Source organism: Bacteroides sp. OM05-10AA (genome assembly GCF_003439055.1).
GTDB lineage: Bacteria > Bacteroidota > Bacteroidia > Bacteroidales > Bacteroidaceae > Bacteroides > Bacteroides intestinigallinarum.
Genome location: NZ_QSUR01000011.1, coordinates 1 through 19,633, shown reverse-complemented (window position 1 = coordinate 19,633; position 19,633 = coordinate 1). Strand labels below are relative to the sequence as shown.

The window sequence follows — 19,633 nt, the reverse complement described above, 5'->3', positions numbered from 1 at the left end:
TGTTTATTATTCTTTCTTAGTTTTGGGCTTGTCTTATTGCTACAATGCGGGCATTATAGGGCTCTTGCATACTGTCGGGCAATTCCTCCAACAGTCCGTGAAGTTGGTCGATCAATTTTTCTGCCTGTTCGATGTTGCCTGTTTGAAACATATAATCAATCAATTCAATGCCGATGGATATCCTGTACAAAAGGTCGTTGCTCTCATCTTTCAGTAGTTTCATGGCAGAATGTACCAGCTGTGTGGCATCCATTTCGCTACCGGACAAATAGAGTGCGAGAGCTTTGTGGATAGTCATAGGCGAGATTCCTGTATCGGTTTTGTCAGCCTCGTAACGATTGAAGGCGTCCAGGGCTTCCTTGATATGCCCTGTGTCAAGAAGTATCTTACCGAGAACTTTGTCGATTTCGGGCAATGTGGAAATTGACGGATCTTGCTCTATGGCATTTTCCAGCATCTGAAGAGCCTCTTGCGGGTGGCTTAATGCATTGTAACACTTGGCTAGTGGTACGATGAGATTGGGTTCGTAAGTCAGGTTGGTTTCATAGAGCGGTAGGGCTTTATGATATTGCATGGTGTCGCAGTAGGCATTTGCTATCGTTATCTCTATTTGGCTTTTTATTTCGTCGGAAGGAGGCTGTGATCCAGCTTTCTGTAACAAGTTGAGTCCCGCCGTGATTACCCTGTGCGGATTATCCAAAACGGCATCCATTGTTATTCTTCGTAAACTAATCAGGTAATAGCCATCTACGGTTATTCCACTGTTTGCAGCTATTTCTTCAAGAAAAGAGATGTACAGTTGGTGTGCTGTATTGTACATGCCTAAGCCGATTGTGTAATCCATCAGAACAATTACTGCACTTTCGAGATCGATTCGGTAGTTTTGGTCATCAAACGATTCGTCTTCTTGTTTTAGATGTTCAATCGACGTACCGATTCCATTGCTTGCACTTTGGTGTGACTGTTTGTATTCTTCGTTATCGCTGGAGAGGACATAAACAAATTCGAAGCATCGGAGGATGACTTGCCAGTATACAGTATCTTGTTTGGTTATGGCCTGCGCTATGTTGTTCAGACATGCTATCGTTTTCTTGTTGTAGAAGCCATACAAACTTAGCAAGCATCGTATTTCATGCCAGTAGCTCATTTCTGCCTGCTCGAAATTACCTCGATTCCAATTGAATTCGGCCATGTCTTTGAATACCCGTTCGGCCACAGCGTCATTATCGTTTTGGATAGCGATGTCGGCTGCCATACGATAGTATTCTTCTGCTTGGTCTTCTTCCTTTTTCATTTCCATTGAATAAGCCAGATAGCGATAAATCAGGCTTCGGGCTACTGACATTTTTTCAACCCCCTTTTGGTTGCAATGATGAAGGGCACGATTGAACATGTCGACAGCTCTTTCAAAATAACCCGTCTGAAAGGCGTCTCTCCCTTGTCGGAAGGTATCGGTTAATGCCGGATCATCTATACCGATGTAGGTTGCAAATTCTTCGATTTCGGCATTTGCATTGGCTGTTTGCTTTTCATTGGGTTTGTCATTGGCCGAATCTTCTGTATTTTCATTTGCCTGTTTCAGTTGGTCAACTGTGTCCTTGTACTGCCTGGCCATCTGATCGTCGGGACCGAACAGGGCGGAGCGTATCTCCCAGGCTTTTTCAATGTGTTCGATTGCCTTGTCTATGTGTCCTAGTCTGAAACATATTGCACCGTAATTATTGTTCGCATAGGCAGCTGCTTCATCCTGACTTTTATCGCATTCTTCCAGCAAAGCAAGTGATTTTTCGAGTGCAACTGCGGCGTCTTCGAAACGATTGAAAGTGTTGTATGCTGCGGCCAGATAGGAGTATGAGGCAGCCTCTTTTTCCAGGTTATCCATATTATGCCAGGTTTCGGCTCCTTTCAGATAATAATGTTCTGAAAGCTTTTCATCATTTAGGACGAGATAGACTTTACCCAGATTGTCATACATGGTAGCAGCCAGTTTTGAGTCTGTTTGTTTTAATGTTTCGAGTAGACTGATGCACTCCAATGTTGTGTTGAGAGACAGATCAGGTTGGTTGGCCCGAAGATATATGGAGGCCTGGCTGTTCAGTAGCTCGGCCAGCGTCATGTCACGGTCTCCAATCTTTTGGTAAATATCTATCGCATGTCTCATATATTCGGTCGCTTTGGGATAGTTTCCACTATACATCTCAATTTCTGCAAGCGAGTGATATTCTTCTTGGGTATGCGTATTTTCATCTCCTAATATGTGCTGATATATCGTAAGGGCTTTTTCGGCATACTCTCTGGCTTGGTCAAAATCTTGTTCCATGCGGCATTCGAGTGCATAATTATGATAGGCGATGGCTACATCAATGTCATTCTCACCTTTGAGACTGACATATATGTCCTGACTTTTCAGACGATATTCCTTAGCAAGTTCTTCTTCACCAAGCAACCTGTATATACCGGCGAGATTATCGTATGCTACGGCAATATCATCATGCATGTTCGGCAGGATGGATTTGCGCATCTTAAGGACTTTTTCAAGGATCAGCTTCGCTTTCTCCAATGCGTTCTTATCAACCGGATCTTGTGATTCGCCGATACTGTGGTATACATCAGCGATGTTACACAGGTAAGATGTTATTTTCAGGTCGTCTTCTCCGTAAGCATGGACTGCAAGTGATAATCCTTCCCTATATTCCTTTAACGCCTGGATGTATTCTTTTTTGCGAATACAGATCATACCAGCCAGATTGTGGAACGAGCAGCGTTCTTCACTGGTATCGCCGTCGGCCATCTGGTCGCACATACGGATTAGGAATTCTACCAGTTCGTAGGCTGCATCCAAATCATTCAGATAAGAAATACAGATGTTGGTCAGCCGGATAACGTCTTTGCGGAACATCTGCCAATAAGCCCATTGTAGCATAACTACCATTTCAGCCTTTTCAGCCATACTTCCCATAATCTGTTCAATATAGGCTTGTGAAATTTTATATTTTGAAGCATCGGCTTGTTTTAGTGTACGCCAGTAAAGTATGAATTCATGAATGTTGTTGGTGCTAAACTGTCGGCTCATATAGCCGAGTGTTGAAATGCATTCGTGGAGCTCGTCCCATTTTTCGGCGTGATAAAGTTGATAAGGGAGTTCCTCCATCTTGCGGAAGTTATTGTTTTCTTCGCGATTGAAATAGTCTATAATGTTCTGTCTTAATTGTACTTTTCTTTCGCTGTTAAGGTATTTCTGTTCAATAGCCTGTCGTATCATGTCGTGTGCAAAAACCACTCGTCCGTCCCTAATCATTAGGTGGGCCGTGTTTGCACAATAGAATTGAGACCAGTAGAGCGACGGGATGTTGCTAATTGTAATCAGTTCTGTTTCAGATAATCCATCTTTGGATAATGCTATCAGTGACAGCAAGTCTGATGTTAGCGAGGGGTAAAGTGGGGTGTTGTATATTTGCTCTTTGCGCTGTAATAGTCTGTCAAAAAACGAGTTGATGTCTGGCAGGTTAGTCATTTGGCTGATGAAGCTGGTCAGGCTGTCGAAATTTCCGAAACATCTGATTTCCTCAAGTAATGACATCAGTACCATGGTGTTGTCTGTTATGTCACTGCCTTTGAGTATCATGGTCAGTTGTTGTTCGGACAGCCGCTTGCGATAACGATCGAAAAAGTCTACAATCAGTTCCTTGCGTTGGTCGAGCAGTAAGGGGTAGACTGTTATTACAGGGTATTTCCGTTTTTTGAATACCTGCATGGTTTTATCTTCCTCGATAGTTGAAAAGATTATTTTTACATTGTCCGGGAAGTCAGGCAACCAGTTTAATAGTTTTGTTCTATGATTCCGGTCCGAAAGTTGATTGGCGCCGTCCAAAACGATTAGTAAAGGTTTTTGTCCGGCAATTAGTTGGGCCCTCAAGGCTAGTTTCTGGTAATCTATATTATCTGTATCGGTAGCATTGTGTTCGATTTGTCGGTCGTTTTCCTCCATCTGCTCAAGCCCGTATAGAGAGTCTATCTGGGTGGTTATATGCTTCGCAATATCCGTCGTGTCCAAACTCTGCGATGAGTTGGCGCTAAAGTGTGCTACCACATTCCACCGATCATCTTCGATGATATTTTTAAGCCAATAAGCCAAAAGGACACTCTTACCCATACCGCTTTCTCCGGTAATCACCAGATGCTGGTTGGTTGTATCGTTTAGAAACTTGTCCAGATAGGAGATATAAGCTTTATTGGGTATATAATTATCCGATTTGTCATCCAGAAAGGCTTGTAGTTTCTGTCTTTCGTGTACGGCGGGATCCTCGACTTTATCTTTGGGGAAAAGGTGGTCGAGCAATGCTCTGAATTCCGATTCCACCTGTTCACCCAATTGTTCGGGGGAACAGTAATCGTAGGTGTTATATCTTTTGTTATTTCTTACTGTTTCTTTTAACTGCGCCTGTCTTGGATCGGTTTCCATCGTCTTTTCATCCGCTTCCCGTATATAGAACGAAGCATAGACCGGTTCGAGCGACCGAAGTACGCCATATTGAATTTCAATTTCCGTAATACTCATCCCACGATCGAGGTCAGCGGCAAGCCATTCATATCTGTCAGGCATGGCCTGGTGTTCAATGAGTGTTTCTTTCGATGGACACCAACCGTATCTTTCTCCTAATAATCCGATGAAAAACGGGTGTGAGTTCCGTATCTCGTCCAAACATATTTCCACCACTTTGCTTGATTTTGCTTCTTCTTCGGTGATTCCCCATCGCAGATCGACTTCAGTCAGTGTGACATTGCGTTCGTAGGCAATCTGTCGCAGTCTTGGAAAAACTTTGGTAACCAGCATATCTCTTTCACTCTGCATATCTTGAAAGGTGGATGAAATAAATATCCTTATGCTTCTTGATTTCTGAAATTTGTTTCTCATAGTATATATATTAATCTAATTTCTGAAAATTGTGGAATGGAATCGGGAGCTTATAAGAATCTCATTTACTGCATTTTTATATTCTGTCCTGTCATCGAATTCTGAGATTTTAAATCTTGTTGCCCCTTAATACAAACATAGGGAAAAACTTTGATTTGTCATAGCAATTTTGTAAAAATGTCAAATCTTGCACTTTTCGAAATTGCACCAATAATGATCTAATTTTGCTACATCTACAGAATGAATAACTTGAATGATATGTAAATTATAAAACTTCCACAACTGGATTCAGTTAGTCCAATCTGCATTTTGATAATCTTGCAGAGCTATCCACTGGTCATTATCCTGACGATAATCGGGGGGGCTATCTCCTATAATCGGATGGTGTTACTTTTAGATGCTTTATAAATAATCTGCGCATATTGTCTATATTCATCAGACCACATTCAAGGGAAATTGTTTCTAAGGTATGTTGAGTTTCTGTGAGCAAACGACAGGCGGCTTCCAGCCTTAGTTTCTCGACATATTTAGCTGGTGTTATTCCTGTTTCTCTGGTAAACACGCGTGCAAAATTTCTTGGACTCATTAGTGCTTGTTCGGCTAAATCTTCTACTGTTATTTTTTCTTTTAAATGTTCTAACAGCCAATCTTTAATATTCTGGATTGGCTTGTGATCGCTATCCTGATGTTTTAGAGTAACGCTAAATTGTGCTTGATTACCCGGTCGCTTCAGGTAGACGACGAGTTCTCTGGCTACTTCTAAAGCCAAAGTTCGTCCGAAATCTTCTTCTATTAATGCCAAGGCTAAATCTATTCCCGAGGAAACCCCGGCTGATGTGTACACATGTCCGTCTTTAATAAAGATAGACTCGCTGTCAACATCTAAAGATGGATAGTCATTAGCCAGCTTGTGGCATAATTTCCAATGGGTAGTGACTTTTCTGTTGTCAAGGATGGATGCTTCCGCCAAAATGAAAGCCCCTGTGCAGATAGAACAGATTCTCCGTACTTGCATGGATTGTTGCTTTATCCATGATAATGTCTTGGGGCCAACCATGTCTTCAAGACTTTCGGGAATACCGGGAATGAACAGTGTGTCTATGGGGTAATTCAACGACTTGATAGAACCTTCGCATTGCAGGCAAAGCCCCGATGATGTTTTGACTATCCTGTTTCTATCTAATGATAATGTATGCAGCACATACGTAGTGTCTTTATGATAAGATTTCAGGCATTGTATGGCGAGTGAAAAGGCCTCATAGGGACCTGTAATATCGAGCAATGTTGCATTGGGTATTACAAGAAATGCGATGTGCTTATATCTTTTCTCCATATATGGTCTTTTCAATTTTTACTGTGAACAAAGATAATATAAATATGGCAGTTTTTGACGGAATAATGTCATTTCAGGCTATGATGAATATGTCTACCTTTGCAGCATTCATAAATTGTTTAATATATAACCCGATTGATTATGAAATTATTGGTATTCCTTGCTAAAGGGTTTGAAACGATTGAGTTCAGTGCTTTTATTGATGTTATGGGATGGGCAAAGACGGACTTTGATTGTAAAATCGATGTTGTTACCTGTGGCTTGAATAGAAAAGTGATTAGTTCTTTCAATGTTCCCGTTTTGGTGGATAAAGTCATAGATGAAGTATCTGCGGATGACTATGATGCGCTTGCGATACCCGGCGGATTTGAGGAATTTGGGTTTTATGAGGAAGCATATAATGAGCAACTTTTGGAGTTAATACGGTTGTTTGATTCACTAAAGAAATGGATTGCAACAGTTTGTGTCGGTGCTCTACCTGTTGGGAAAAGCGGGGTCTTGAATGGCCGGAGGGCAACAACTTACCACCTTAGGGGTGCACATAAGCAGAAAGTTCTTGAGGGTTTTGGAGCAACCATCGTGAATACTCCCATTGTGGTAGATGATAATATCATAACTTCTTATTGTCCTCAAACATCGTATGGAGTTGCATTGCTGTTATTGGAGAAGTTAACCTCTCATGAAGAGATGGTTTTAGTGAAAGATGCTATGGGATTTTAAGGAATTGTTGTTAGGCGTTTTTTATTATACAGAAAATTATATCTTTGTATTTCAAACAACTGGAATTATGATAATATACAGGTGCCAGGATTGGCTCCATAGCACCTGTACATATTGAAATATCTATTTAATATCCCGGATTCTGGTACTCACTGCCATTGGTGATCGTGGCTGTAAAAGTAGTTGAAATGGGACGTAACGCATAATTCGGATGGAAGAACCGGGCCAGATCCGGATGGGTATTCTCCAGATACTCTGAGTTCTTAAACATTCCTGTCCGTTTCAAGTCATAGAAGCGGCAATATTCTCCGCAAAGTTCACGGCCTCTTTCGTCTAAGATATCCTGCACTGTAATACTTCCTGTGAGCGGATTTGCTCCGGCACGTTCACGAACCTTGTTGATATAACCGGCTGCATTCGCACCACCATTCAGGTAAATATCTGCTTCTGCCGCAATCAAATAAACTTCTGCCATACGCATGATAAATGTTGCATTCAGATTACCGTTTCTCTGTTTGGAAGCATTGGCTACATAATAATTACTGCTGTTATGTTTATTCAGTGACGGATAATAGTAGCGGAACTGATTCTCGTTCGTGCCATCATTCTTGTAATTGCCTGTGACGTTTGTATAAGCATAATTCATGTTCACATTATTATTGTCATCACTATATACATGATGATAATCAATCAGCAAATAATCAGAAATATGTTCTTTTTGCTTCTCTGTAGCGTAATCCATGTCTTGCGGCATGATGAATTTAATGGCTAAGTCACCTTTATTCAGAGCTTTGCCGATGACGGCTTCTTCCTTATCATACATGTGCACGGCACTTTCGTCCCAAGTGTAATTCTTGTTCGCGTTCCACTCTGTGGTGAACGATTCATGAAATCTGGGGTCTAATGTTCCGTCTTTCTGCACATACAAACTCAATAAATGCTGCGTAGGCATAAAGATACCGGTAATTGAGCCTTCCCAGGTAAGCCGTGTCTCCTGATTGTCTTCACGTGCACCGAATTTATTGATATTGCATAAGAAGTATTCGTCGTTGCGGTTCAACTTGTAGTTTCCATTGCTTGATCCGTGACCGTCTGCTCCTGCATACCAGCGATGTTTCCAGAGAGCTTCCTTGTTTTCCCAGTTATTGCTCTCTTTAAACACTTCGCTATACGATGGATACATATATGTGTTGTATTTCCCACCGCCAGTTTCGCAATCGGTAATCAATTTCTTGGCTGCATCCAGAGCTTCCTGCAAATATTCGGTGCTTCCATATTCGTACGTCTGCAAGCAGGCTTTAGCCAGAAAACCGAGAGCAGCTTTCTTTGTCGGAGTGGTAGTCGTTGCATGCGTACCTGTTGGCAACCATTCGGATGCAAATCTCAAATCGGGGATAATAACCTCCTGATAGATAGTCATCGGATCGGTGCGGGTGGGGGAGTAGGTCAGTGTTTCCGTTACTACGGGTTCTGTGAGCATTGTCACTGCTCCGAATTGTTCCACTGCATTGAAATAATACACAGCTCTAAGAAAACGGGCTTCCGCAATCTTTGCATTCCGTTCCTCTTCCGTGGTGTAAGGAGGCTTGTCTCCTAATGCGATAGCTTCGTTACAGGCTCCCACACCATCGTACGTCCCGTTCCACCAATTATTGGTGTAAGTCGTATTGGGCGATGTTCCTGCGAAAAACCAGAACCACTGCGTGTAACTGGTCGATTCATTGGCTTTATACGTCCAAAGATCGGTGTCACCTTCAGTCAGTGACATCCAGTCGGCAGCACCATAATAAAACCTTTCCATGGCAAAATAGCATTGGTTAATCAGGGTTTCATACCCATCGATGGAAGTAGCCAAAGCCTCTTTGGTAAATGCACCCGGGTTGTACTCGTCTAAAGTGCAGGAGTGTAGAGACAGGGCCGAGAGCAGCACACTGCAAAATATGAATTTTATATATATACTTTTCATGATTATAATCTTTAGTTAGAATGTCAAATTAACGCCAAAAACAAATTGCCGGTAGGTAGGGAATGCGTCCGAACCGTTGGTTTCGGGATCGGTATCTTTCAACTGCTTGTCTTTTACGAAGATGAACGGATTGTAGGCTGTGGCATAGATGCGGCATTTCTCCATCAAAACCTTGCGCGAAATGTTTACGGGCAGTGTATATCCCAGTGTGATATTCTTAATCTTGATAAAGGAACCGTCGCGTACCCTTAATGAAGGATATACGGTTTTTTGCTCATCTGCTGTTCCGGGACGGGGGAAATAGGCTCCCTGATTGTCCTCTGTCCAGTAGTCTACGCCTGCCAGCTGATTCTTGGTAACGCTCCGTTCGGCGGTATAATAGCCGAGCAGGTCACTGTTGATCGTTTGTCCGTAACGCGCCATGGCAAAGATGGATAAATCAAAATTCTTGTAGGTGAAGGAATTGTTGAATCCGATGATCCAGTCCGGGTTGGAATGTCCCAGAATTTGCCGGTCTTCCGTGCTGTATTTATGTACGCCTCCGTCACCTTTCTGGTCTAAGGTCTCTATTTTGATGAAGCCGGGTTTTACGCCGTAGGCATCCAATGTCTCCTGCGGAGTATCGGTTCCCCAGATTCCGGCATACTTATATCCGTAAATGGCTTTAATCGGTTCACCGACAAACAGGTTTTCAGCAATCAGGTCACCGTCAGGTAGTTCGTCTATTTGTTCCTTGTTCCAGGTGACGGATAAAGTCGTGTTCCAGGTGAAATCCTTGTGCCGTATGTTGTGCGAAGTGATCGTTGCTTCCACACCTTGATTGCTGGTCTGGGCGATGTTCTGCCAGATGGCCAGAGGCGATCCCCATCCGGTCAGACCGCTGGTAATGGGCAATGTACGTTTGAATAATAATCCTTTGGTTGTCGTCTTGAACCATTCTACCGAGCCGTCGATGCGACCGTTCAGGATACCGAAATCCAACCCTATATTCCAGTTGTATGATTTTTCCCATCCGAGGTCGGAACTACCGTAAGTACCAGAGTACTGTGTGAAAGGAACGATCTTCCCGTTAATGGAAATTCCCGAAGCGGTATATACGTATGCTTGTGTTGTGGTACTGTATGCGGTGGTTCCTCCCGAGTTACCCGTGATACCGTAGCTCACTCTCAACTTCAGGTTGTCCAGCCAGCTGCGTGTCTTTTCCATAAATGCCTCGTCCGATATTCTCCACGCCAGTGCGCCTGCGGGGAAGGCATCCCATTTATGTCCGGTAGAAAATTGTGAAACACCATCCCAACGGGTAGAGAAATTAAACAGGTATTTGCCCTTGTACGAATAGTTCAGACGGAAGGCAAAAGACATTTTCTGTGTCTGTGCGAAGTCGGATTCCACATGTTGGGAAGTACCCGATGTTAGTCGCCAGAAAGACCATTGATCTACCATCTGACCGCTGGCGGCAGCCATGCTACTTTCCGACTGGTTCTTATTCCAGGAAGTAATCAGTGAACCTCCCAGATTATGGTCTTTGGCGATGGTTGTGTTGTAAGCGAGAATATTCTCCCAAGTGTAATTCCAGGCATTGTTGTTGGTGATGGAAGCATGCGGTGAACCTGCATAAGACGGACGGTTGGCATTACACTTCTCTCCCCAGTATTGCCCGTGGCGTGAGTGATTCAAAGTACCATTGACACGACTGGTAAAAGTCAGGTCTTTGACGGGAGTTAGTTCGACATAGCCACTCATGTTCAGGTAGGTGGAACGGGTGTTGTCTACATACTGATTCTCTATGAAATCACTCATCGGGGAATATTGGCCCGTGATGTATTCGTGATTGATCTCCTCTTCTTCGGTATAAGCATCACCCAGCGGGATGGCGGAGAGAGATTTGGTGAATGTGTTTTTCACGCCGGAGTTCAAGTCACGGTAGACTAAATTGGAAGTAAAGCCCACCTTTGCCCACGAAAATATCTGCTGATCCAGATTGAGGCGTAACGAATATCTGTTCAGATTCTCGTTACTAAGTAAACCTTCCTCCCGGTTGTAGGAAGTCGAAGCAAATAATTTTGTCTTTTCAGTGCCGCTACTGACCGAAAGACTGTATTTCTGTGTGGTAGCCGTGTTGCCCGAAACTTCATCTATCCAGTCTATCCATTTGCCGTCGTTGTATGCATCTATAAAATCCTGTTTTCCCAGTAGGGCGGACATATCGGTGGGATAGTCACCGTTTTTATATTTATAGGCTTCCCGTTGATAGGTGATCCATTCATCCCGTGTCATCCCATGTCTGTAGTTGGGTGAACCGCTGAATCCGTAATAAGCATCGAAATTTACGGTAGCTTTTCCCTCTTTTCCTCTTTTGGTGGTGATGATGACAACGCCGTTTGCTCCTGCGGAACCATAAATAGCGGTGGAAGAAGCATCTTTCAATACATCTACACTCTCGATGTCTGACGGGCTGACTTGGCTATAGCTGCCGGGGATTCCATCGATAATAAACAACGGTTCGTTGCTGCCATAGATGGATCGTGAACCACGTAACAGGATAGTGACATCACCTCCTACCTGTCCCGAAGTTTTGGTGATATCCATTCCGGGTATCTTACCTTGAAGGGCTTCCATCACATTATTGGTAGGAGCGGCCAGCACTTCCGCGCTCTTGACGGAGGTTACTGCACCCGTCAAATCCCGTTTTTTGACCGATCCGTATCCTACCACCACTACTTCATCAATCAGTCTGGCGTCTTCCGTCAGTATGATTTCCACCTTGTTCTTGTTGCGTGTATTGACTTCCTGTTCCGTGTATCCCATATAAGATACCTTTAATATTGCATTGGGTGCTACGCGCAGTGTGAACAGTCCGTCTACATTCGTAATCGTCCCGTTACTGGTACCTTTTTCAACGATATTCGCTCCGATAATAGTCTCTCCTTGAGAGTTTTTCACTATACCAGAGATCGTTCTGCTCTGTTGGCAATAAGCCCGTGTTGATCCAAGTATCAATAATGAATCTATTAATAGGAATAATAGGTAAAAATTCATTTTATAAACAGTCTTTAGGGGATTATTCCACCCTATGTTTGTTTTATCAGAAAATGATTTCATGCTTTTTGTTTAATTGTATGTTTACTAATTTGTTTTTGGATAGCTAAATTTTCGGACAATTTAAAGCTATGTCTCGATTGTAACGACTTTACTTACCCCATAGGCTATTAGATTTTATTGGTTAAATGATGATTGTTCAGAATGTCAATGTCAATTGAATATCATTCTGATACTGTTTTGAATGTGGCGCCACGATTCCTGTCAGTAAAAAACTGACAGGACAAAATTATGCATATAGAACTGGGGATTGAAAAAAATAAAGTTGACTTTGATTTGATTTGGGTTGATTTTTACTATCTTTGTCTCAATGTACTACTTAAAAAAATAATGATATGGATATCGAAGTAAAAGATAAAGCGAACCGGAGACATGTAGGGCATAATCTGCAAAAGATCCGTGTTTACTTTGGTATGAAGCAAGAAGCTCTAGCGGCTGATCTTGGTGTAAACCAGCAGGTCATCTCAAAGATTGAAAAACAGGAAGAAATAGAAGAAGGTCTTTTAAATCAAATTGCTTCTGTGTTGGGAATATCTGCAGAAGTGATTAAAGACTTTGATGTGGAGAAGGCTATCTATAATATTAATAATATCAGAGACAACACCTTTGAACAAGGTTCTACATCAATCGCACAACAATTCAATCCAGTGGATAAAATAGTGGAATTGTATGAACGTTTACTCCAAAGTGAAAGGGAGAAAGTGGAGTTACTGAAAAATAAGTGATTATAAATTAGTAGATTGAGATAAGTTAAAAATAAATTTATTATTATGGAAACAGAATCTTATACAAACAATTCGCATTTGGGACGGAAAATAGAACGAATACGGCGTCTTCGTGGTATGACGCAGACTGATTTGGGTGAACTATTGGGAGTGACTAAACAGGCTATTTCCAAAATGGAGCAATCGGAAAAAATAGATGACGATAAATTAAAACAAGTAGCTGACGCGTTAGGTGTCACGGAAGATGGCTTAAAGAAATTCACGGAAGAAACAGTCCTATATAGCACAAACAATTTTTATGAAAACTGCCATGTGAGTGCATCTAATATAGGTCCTATCACTCATGTGGAAAATCTCAATCACTTTTCAATGGAGCAAGCTGTGAAATTGTTTGAGGAATTGTTGAAAATAGAAAGAGAAAAATATAGTAAGGGAAAAGAGGATAGTAAGTGAAAAGGTAATCTTTTTTAGAAAGAATGTAGAAAAAAAGATATTTGGTTATTCATTCGGATATAACTAAGATTTCATTGAAACTTTATAAATAGTGTTTTTTACTATAAATATTGAGGTATCCAAACTCTTTTTAGTTCAAGGAGTTTGGATGCGCTATTTTTAAGTTTACTGCACTACAGCATTTTTCACAGCATAAAAGCAGCTATTTCGTGTGGTAAGATGGTACTTTTATCTTCATACCTGAAACTTTGATGAATAGGGAGATTAACGCAAGGGTGAGAGTATGAGGGTAAAACTGATAAAAACTTTTATTTTTGTATTGATACGTTGAATCAAATATTCTAGTTCTATATGTAAGTATAGCTCGTTTTTTGTTTTATTATATGGGTTTTATACTGGGACTTTGTATTTTGGATGTTGAGAATAGACCGCAGCATTCATGCTTTTTAGAACATTTAGAACAAGCATCTATATAGCAGACTTTCCAATCAGAAATCGATTTTTTTGCGAATTTGTATAATGATGGTTTTAGTAAACAAATAGGAATGTTGAAAATAGAAACATCTAGTTTCCATTCTGCTAAATTTACAACTGCCTTTTCAAGCTCTTTTTGATAATCAATCGGGTCGATCCAAACTTTATTGTGATTTTTGATCGAATAACCAGTGTCTTCTAATCCCATGAATGATATGTATGCAACAAATGGTAGATTCTTCCATATAAATTCAGATAATTGGGGTAGTCTTTGGTAATTCATTTTGTTAATGACTATACGCAATTCTATGTCTGCCCCTATACTTGCGAGATTATATAATCCTTTCATTGTTTCTGTATAAGAACCCTTTACTTGTGTTATGGTATCGTGGTCTATTGAAAAGTCAGAGTGTAATGGAATGCCAAATAAAAGATTGGAAATTTCTTTAAATTTCATGGTATAGCGAATGTCTGAAAAGGCTCTCCCATTAGTAAGTATATGTATTAGACTTTCTGGATAACGAAGTTTTATATATTCAACTAAGTGTATTAATTTTTCTTGCAACAGCGTTGGTTCTCCACCAGTGATCCCTATATTAGTTAATCCGTTGGGAGCATTGTCTATTAGTTTGATGTTTTTGTTCCAAAAGGAATCGATGTCATCCCTGTTTAATGGTGGTTGTGCACACATTAAACATCTGTTATTACATTGTGAGGTAACGAACAGTGAATTATCATTGGAATTTATATCAAAATTCATTTTCATTTCTATTGATCCATTGTTTGAATATTGGCATAACCCTATCATATTCATTCTGAATTAAGTAGAATATATAGGTGATAATTGCTTTGTGTTTTTTGCACAAAGAAGAAGTAGGACGAAAACCATACATGTCATTTTGAGCAGAGTAGTTTCGTACAGGGTCAGCTCCACAGTAAGATTGAAAAGCGCAATCGGCACATCCTGCAATAAATTCAGTTCCCCAAATTAGGGCTATTTGTTGAGCCTTTCTTCCATAAAAAATACTTTCATATTTATCTGTAACGTGTCCTAACTTGAATGTGTTGTCATTATATTCTGCTAACATCCTTGATTCATCAGATGCATATACATAACCATCGTAATTATAAACAATAACACTGTTGATGATTCCGGAGGGAGATTGTAAATCAACAAAACCTGTTGTAAAAGGAGTAAGTATTTTACGTAATAATATGGAGGTGAATTCTTCAACAAAGAATCGGCCTTGAATATTTATGTCAATAATATAGTTCAATGCAGATTTATAGAATTCTATGAAATTATCGAAATATGTTTCCCAATTTGTGTTGTTAAGAGCTAATCCATAAGGATTTAAGGGGCGAAGAAATATATTATTAAAACCATTCGACAAATAATTGTCAATAATCTCTTTGGGATGATTTATTGACAACTCTGATGTGGTCATTAGTGCTGATATTCTGTTTGTTCCTAAATAATTCCTAGCTTTGTTAATTCCTTCTATTACACGGTTATAGCTATCAGCTTTTCCTCGGTTATGATTATGAATGAAAGCTGGACCATCTAGGGAAGTTGAGATAAGTATATTATATTCTTTGCAAAGTGATAGTATTTCATCTGTTAGGTTGATGGAGTTTGTGCATAAAACATATGTTATTTGTTTCTTAAATTCTTGATTTAATGCAACAGTTCTTTTTACTGCTTTCTGTAGTAGTTGGAAAGGTAGGGATGGTTCTCCACCTTGAAATTCCATTGTGATGGAGTGCGATGGGCTTTGAAACATCAAATCTATGGCTTTGAAAAGATGTTCTTCTTTCATGTCATAGATAGCTTCACAGCTTTCCTTGCTTGAAGCCTGACAATAAATACAATTTTGATTACATCTTAAAGTTAAGACAAAAATGTGTAGTGATGTAAATGAATCGAGAAAGGCCTTTTTAGTTCTTAGTCGTGTTGCTATATTGTCTATTAGCTCTGGGATAGGACTTTCAGAGATAAAGAAGTTAGCAACTAAATCCTTGTAAAGATCCTCTTGATTGCTAAGTTGGCGTTTGATGATTCGTTCTGTAGTGCCTGTTGGCACGAAAATAAAATCACCCAATTCATTGACGAGTAATTCTTGTTCCTTGATTCTTTCGAAGCGAAATGGTAATAAATAGTAGTGATTCATTATTCCGATGCTAAATTAAAATCCTCAAAATCATCGTTGTTAGCAAAAGCCTTTACATATAAGATGTTACGAATATCTTTAGTTTCATTAGTAATCAAATCTCTGTTTTTATAATCAATTAAATCTTGATTAAATTTATGGGTTACATATTCAAATGTGTATATCTTGTTTGCGCTTGGTTTAAGTCCCAAAGTTATTTCAAATAAATTATCTTTGTTTTTATTCCAATAAATAATAAATGATTCTGCATACCAATATAATGCTTTGGTCAATACACGCTCATTGAATATAGCGGCATTGATTGTAAAACAAAATGTGTTTTCTGACCTTAATTCAGCTTTAATCATAATTGAATATTACTTTTTTAGAAAATATACTGTTTGGGTTTCTACAATGCCATCAGCATCTATTCCTATTGATTTTTGGAATTTAATAACGGCTTTTTCTGTTTCTTCATCAAAAAGGGAAGTTCCCTTGAGTAGTTTTCCAGATAAATATCCTTTGTCGATTAGGATGTTTTTAAGTTGGGTTACATCGTACCCTTGCATTTGTTTTTTAAGTATGCGGTCTCCTAAATTATATTTTTGAACGTCCGTATTTACTGTTTTACGATTTATTTGTTCTATTTGTTTGTTAATAGCTTCAATTGTTTTCTTTCCAACAATACCGTCTACCACTTGATTATGATCCTTTTGAAATTTCTTAATAGCATTTTCTAGTCTAATAGAATATTTGACATCTCCAGAATAATTCTTTTCTATGTCTGACTCTATTATATATCTTATCTTGACTAATTTATTAGCTAATTCTGCAACATCTTTACCTGAAACACCACTAATAATATTTCTTTCTCCTAATGAGTAAGTAGTCTTTGTGCTAGTCGTTGTATTAGTGTTATAGGTTGAAGTGCTGGAGCTTGTAGTAGTTGAAGAACCACTATAGCTTCCATAGCTACTAGATCTGTGTGAAGAATGAGATCTATGTGAAGAGTGCGAGCGATGGCTTCTATGTCCTGCTATTAAAAATGAGTTGTCGTTATGGATTTTAAGTATATATTTCTGTGAGAGATCATTCTTTTTTCCTTGTTCAATGTTGTTGTCATCACTTATTCTTGAAAGGTCATAAGATATAGCATTGGCTTCGTTAGATGAAATAAGTGAAGCTACAGATGTTAAAAAAATGCCTTTTAGGAGATCTTTAAATTTTGTTTTCATAGCTATTGTAATTTATGGTTACTTTTAATTGCAAATATATATTATATAGATGATAATAAAAAATTATTGAGTGTATATTTTGAAAGAATAATTTTGATATAGGGTATATTTAATCAATATATTTATTTATGTTGAAAAAATATATAACTTTATTTATTGAAGTTGTTGTGGTGACTTGCTTTTATTTGAAGTTTAATAGATATATCTAAATCTAAACATTAAGTATGAATGTATGATGGTTCATTTATTATGCGGGAAATTGTTTATATCACTTTATATGAGTAAGAAGGTTAATTCACTTTGCTGTAATTCACTTTGTTATTTTCTATAACAATATAATTAAATTCAGCTAAAAAAGTGATATGATAGTTTCTTACATTACACTCATTGGACTAATGTACGCTTGTCTTTCGGCTTAAATGTGGTAATATTTTATACTCATTTAAATAATATAGGAGGCTCCTGCCAAGTATAATACTCCGAGATTATTTGATATTTTCACTAGTAACAAATAGTACAAATAGTCTTTTATTTATTCTGTGTCCTCATTACTTTCTGTATCATTATTATAATCCATACAGATATAACAAAAGGAGCGGTTAAGGTAATGATACCCAATCCCATTCCTAGGATCTGTAATGCAGTGGACAATAAGACTGAGCATCCTGCCCATACTCCACTTTTCCATGTCGTTCCTCCTAAAGCTATGGCACATAATACACCATTATAGCCCATTAATCCGGTATTTAAGTTTGTAGCATCTACTTCCAGCAAAATAGCTAGAGGAATAGGAAGAAGTGCTCCTAAGATAGTATAGAGAGTTGCCTTTCGAGAACTGATCAAAATGCCTATAAGAAAAAATAATCCGGCTAGAACTGTATTTCCCTGAAACATGACTTGCCCTATGCTTAAACAGAAGGCTTGGAAATAATTAATATTCTGTGTGGTATCAATAACCGTATCGGAAACTGGTAGTAAATCTGATATAAGCCAGCTACAAACTCCCAACATTCCCCATACAGCAAGAATGAAAGGAGCAGTAAAGCCAGGGAGCAAACGTTGTCGACTGAAAAAATTGGCAATCCATGTGGAAAGGGCTGAAGCGATAGTCAGCATGATTAAACTTCCTACTGATAATTGCAGAAATACGCCAACCGCTATACCTACTAAAGTTCCATTAAATCCGTATAATCCATTTTTAATATCATTGTGTTTATATCCTGAAAAATAGGCTGTCAGTGTACTTATTATATTACCGCAGACTGCTAGTATTCCCATTTGCCATGAGTTTAGGAATATTCCAATTAGCATTAATAATCCGGATAACGCATTATTCTGAAACATCACTTGTCCTATTCCACGTCCTAGAATGAGTAATAAATTGTGTATAAAGACCATTGCATAAAATATTAACTGATAAAATGATGACAAAGGTACAACCTCCTATTGAAACTAACAAGATCAATAGATATGTAATAGAAGATTGTGGTGTTATAAATTACTAGCAAAGTTTTGTGAGAGTAGGCTTGAATGTCTTTTTTTAAGAAAAATCCCCCGATAATCATAGATTATCAAGGGATTTTCTTGGTGATTCGCCTGGGATTCTCCTTGCAGAGTTACCACGCTGATATTTAAAACTTTATATTTTTAACTTCAAGCATATCCCATGAATTATCCCACTAATTTGCTACGTGCTTTTGCGGCAGTTTGCTCATGGAGAATACTGAGTGCAAAAATAGTGATTTTAATTGGTTTTACCAAACTCATTAAGGCTTCTTTGTTTAGCATTTCTGCTATAAGAATAATTTCCATTTCTCAATCGATCTCATTTTAGTACTGGGTTATTCTTAAGTTATATTGTTTCTTGATACTTTTGGTTCATGACAACAATTAGAACAGGACATAAAGCATAGCCAAAATAAATGAAATTATAAAAATAATTTTCAAGTATTTGGGTAAATTTCCATATTCTTCTTGCATTGTATCATTTATTGACTCTTCTCTATTTACTTTTATATTGGGTCTTTCTTTTATAAATTCATTACTCACATACTGAAAAATACTTGATATGGCATAAATACATAAAATAAAGAAATCCAATAGAAAGTATGCGATAACTATTCTAATTGAATATACAAATAGTAATTTGAGAAATAAAAGGATTGATTCAAATGTAACAAGTTTATATGACACAAATGTATATTGAGAAACATCAATTTCTTTCCCAAACATTAATGTAAATACCAGTAATATAATAACTGATGTCGATATTAAAATCGCATATGATGTAATCGCATTAAATTGATAAAAGAAATTCCACATATGAAATTTGTGAATCTTTTCATCATCACCCTCCCCTTTGAAATTGAAATTATTAAACTTATCAAAGATAATAATGATCAAACTCAAAAACAGAGCCGTCATTATTGAAAGAGAGCTTAACACATAATTAATCATTTCATTACTCAGCCCTTTAGGCTTTGTGTAGACAAAAAGAATAGAAATAAGAAGTGCTATCGGTTCTTCGTCAAATTTGGTGGTACTTCTTCTATTGTGAATAAAT

The 19,633-nt window shown here is 38.7% G+C and carries 14 protein-coding genes and 1 pseudogene; 3 read left to right on the top strand and 12 right to left on the bottom strand.

Annotation, left to right across the window (positions count from 1 at the left end):
- Window positions 1-16: 16 nt before the first annotated feature.
- The 3 genes and pseudogenes from DXB58_RS10345 to DXB58_RS10335 all read right to left on the bottom strand — a co-directional run bounded on the left by DXB58_RS10345 (window position 17) and on the right by DXB58_RS10335 (window position 6,248).
- Complete coding sequence (locus DXB58_RS10345) at window positions 17-4,915, bottom strand: tetratricopeptide repeat protein (RefSeq protein ID WP_122136703.1); 4,899 nt, start codon at window positions 4,913-4,915, stop codon at window positions 17-19.
- Window positions 4,916-5,098: 183 nt separating this feature from the next.
- A pseudogene (locus DXB58_RS28135) lies at window positions 5,099-5,275 on the bottom strand (DinB family protein); the annotation flags it as partial.
- 4 nt (window positions 5,276-5,279) lie between these two features.
- Entirely contained in the window at window positions 5,280-6,248 is a 969-nt protein-coding gene (locus tag DXB58_RS10335; protein ID WP_122136702.1) for a GlxA family transcriptional regulator, read from the bottom strand.
- Window positions 6,249-6,389: 141 nt separating this feature from the next.
- Between DXB58_RS10335 and DXB58_RS10330 the strand changes: the two genes are divergently transcribed.
- Window positions 6,390-6,968: a DJ-1/PfpI family protein gene (locus DXB58_RS10330; protein ID WP_122136701.1), complete on the top strand. Its 579-nt coding sequence runs from the start codon at window positions 6,390-6,392 to the stop codon at window positions 6,966-6,968.
- A gap of 127 nt (window positions 6,969-7,095) precedes the next feature.
- Here DXB58_RS10330 and DXB58_RS10325 read toward each other — a convergent pair whose 3' ends face one another.
- Together DXB58_RS10325 and DXB58_RS10320 are read right to left on the bottom strand one after the other, a co-directional pair.
- A complete protein-coding gene (locus tag DXB58_RS10325; RefSeq protein WP_122136700.1) occupies window positions 7,096-8,934 on the bottom strand; it encodes a RagB/SusD family nutrient uptake outer membrane protein in 1,839 nt (612 codons plus the stop codon).
- A 15-nt stretch (window positions 8,935-8,949) separates the two neighbouring features.
- Entirely contained in the window at window positions 8,950-12,036 is a 3,087-nt protein-coding gene (locus tag DXB58_RS10320; RefSeq protein WP_122136699.1) for a TonB-dependent receptor, read from the bottom strand.
- A 332-nt stretch (window positions 12,037-12,368) separates the two neighbouring features.
- Between DXB58_RS10320 and DXB58_RS10315 the strand changes: the two genes are divergently transcribed.
- Complete coding sequence (locus tag DXB58_RS10315) at window positions 12,369-12,758, top strand: helix-turn-helix transcriptional regulator (RefSeq protein ID WP_004323519.1); 390 nt, start codon at window positions 12,369-12,371, stop codon at window positions 12,756-12,758.
- Window positions 12,759-12,803: 45 nt separating this feature from the next.
- On the top strand, window positions 12,804-13,211 hold the full coding sequence (locus DXB58_RS10310) for a helix-turn-helix domain-containing protein (RefSeq protein ID WP_004323518.1): 408 nt from the start codon (window positions 12,804-12,806) through the stop codon (window positions 13,209-13,211).
- A gap of 379 nt (window positions 13,212-13,590) precedes the next feature.
- Here the strand turns inward: DXB58_RS10310 and hxsC are convergent, their stop codons facing one another.
- The 7 genes from hxsC to DXB58_RS27710 form a co-directional block, all read right to left on the bottom strand.
- Window positions 13,591-14,451 (bottom strand): His-Xaa-Ser system radical SAM maturase HxsC, encoded by an 861-nt coding sequence (hxsC, locus tag DXB58_RS10305; RefSeq protein WP_229070627.1) that lies wholly within the window; start codon window positions 14,449-14,451, stop codon window positions 13,591-13,593.
- A complete protein-coding gene (hxsB, locus tag DXB58_RS10300) occupies window positions 14,435-15,856 on the bottom strand; it encodes a His-Xaa-Ser system radical SAM maturase HxsB (RefSeq protein WP_122136698.1) in 1,422 nt (473 codons plus the stop codon). The genes hxsC and hxsB overlap by 17 nt, the downstream gene beginning before the upstream one ends.
- Window positions 15,856-16,203 carry a His-Xaa-Ser system protein HxsD gene (gene hxsD / locus DXB58_RS10295; RefSeq protein ID WP_122136697.1) on the bottom strand — a complete coding sequence of 116 codons (348 nt, stop codon included), beginning with the start codon at window positions 16,201-16,203 and terminating at the stop codon, window positions 15,856-15,858. Before hxsD ends, hxsB begins: the two co-directional genes overlap by 1 nt.
- 9 nt (window positions 16,204-16,212) lie before the next feature.
- A complete protein-coding gene (locus tag DXB58_RS10290) occupies window positions 16,213-17,070 on the bottom strand; it encodes a peptidoglycan-binding protein (RefSeq protein ID WP_117936166.1) in 858 nt (285 codons plus the stop codon).
- Between the two features lie 528 nt (window positions 17,071-17,598).
- Entirely contained in the window at window positions 17,599-18,468 is an 870-nt protein-coding gene (locus DXB58_RS10285) for an urea transporter (protein WP_122136696.1), read from the bottom strand.
- Window positions 18,469-18,741: 273 nt separating this feature from the next.
- A complete protein-coding gene (locus DXB58_RS27715; protein WP_158571561.1) occupies window positions 18,742-18,882 on the bottom strand; it encodes a hypothetical protein in 141 nt (46 codons plus the stop codon).
- A gap of 78 nt (window positions 18,883-18,960) precedes the next feature.
- Window positions 18,961-19,633: hypothetical protein (locus DXB58_RS27710; protein WP_158571560.1), on the bottom strand; the 673-nt coding region annotated here is incomplete at its 5' end.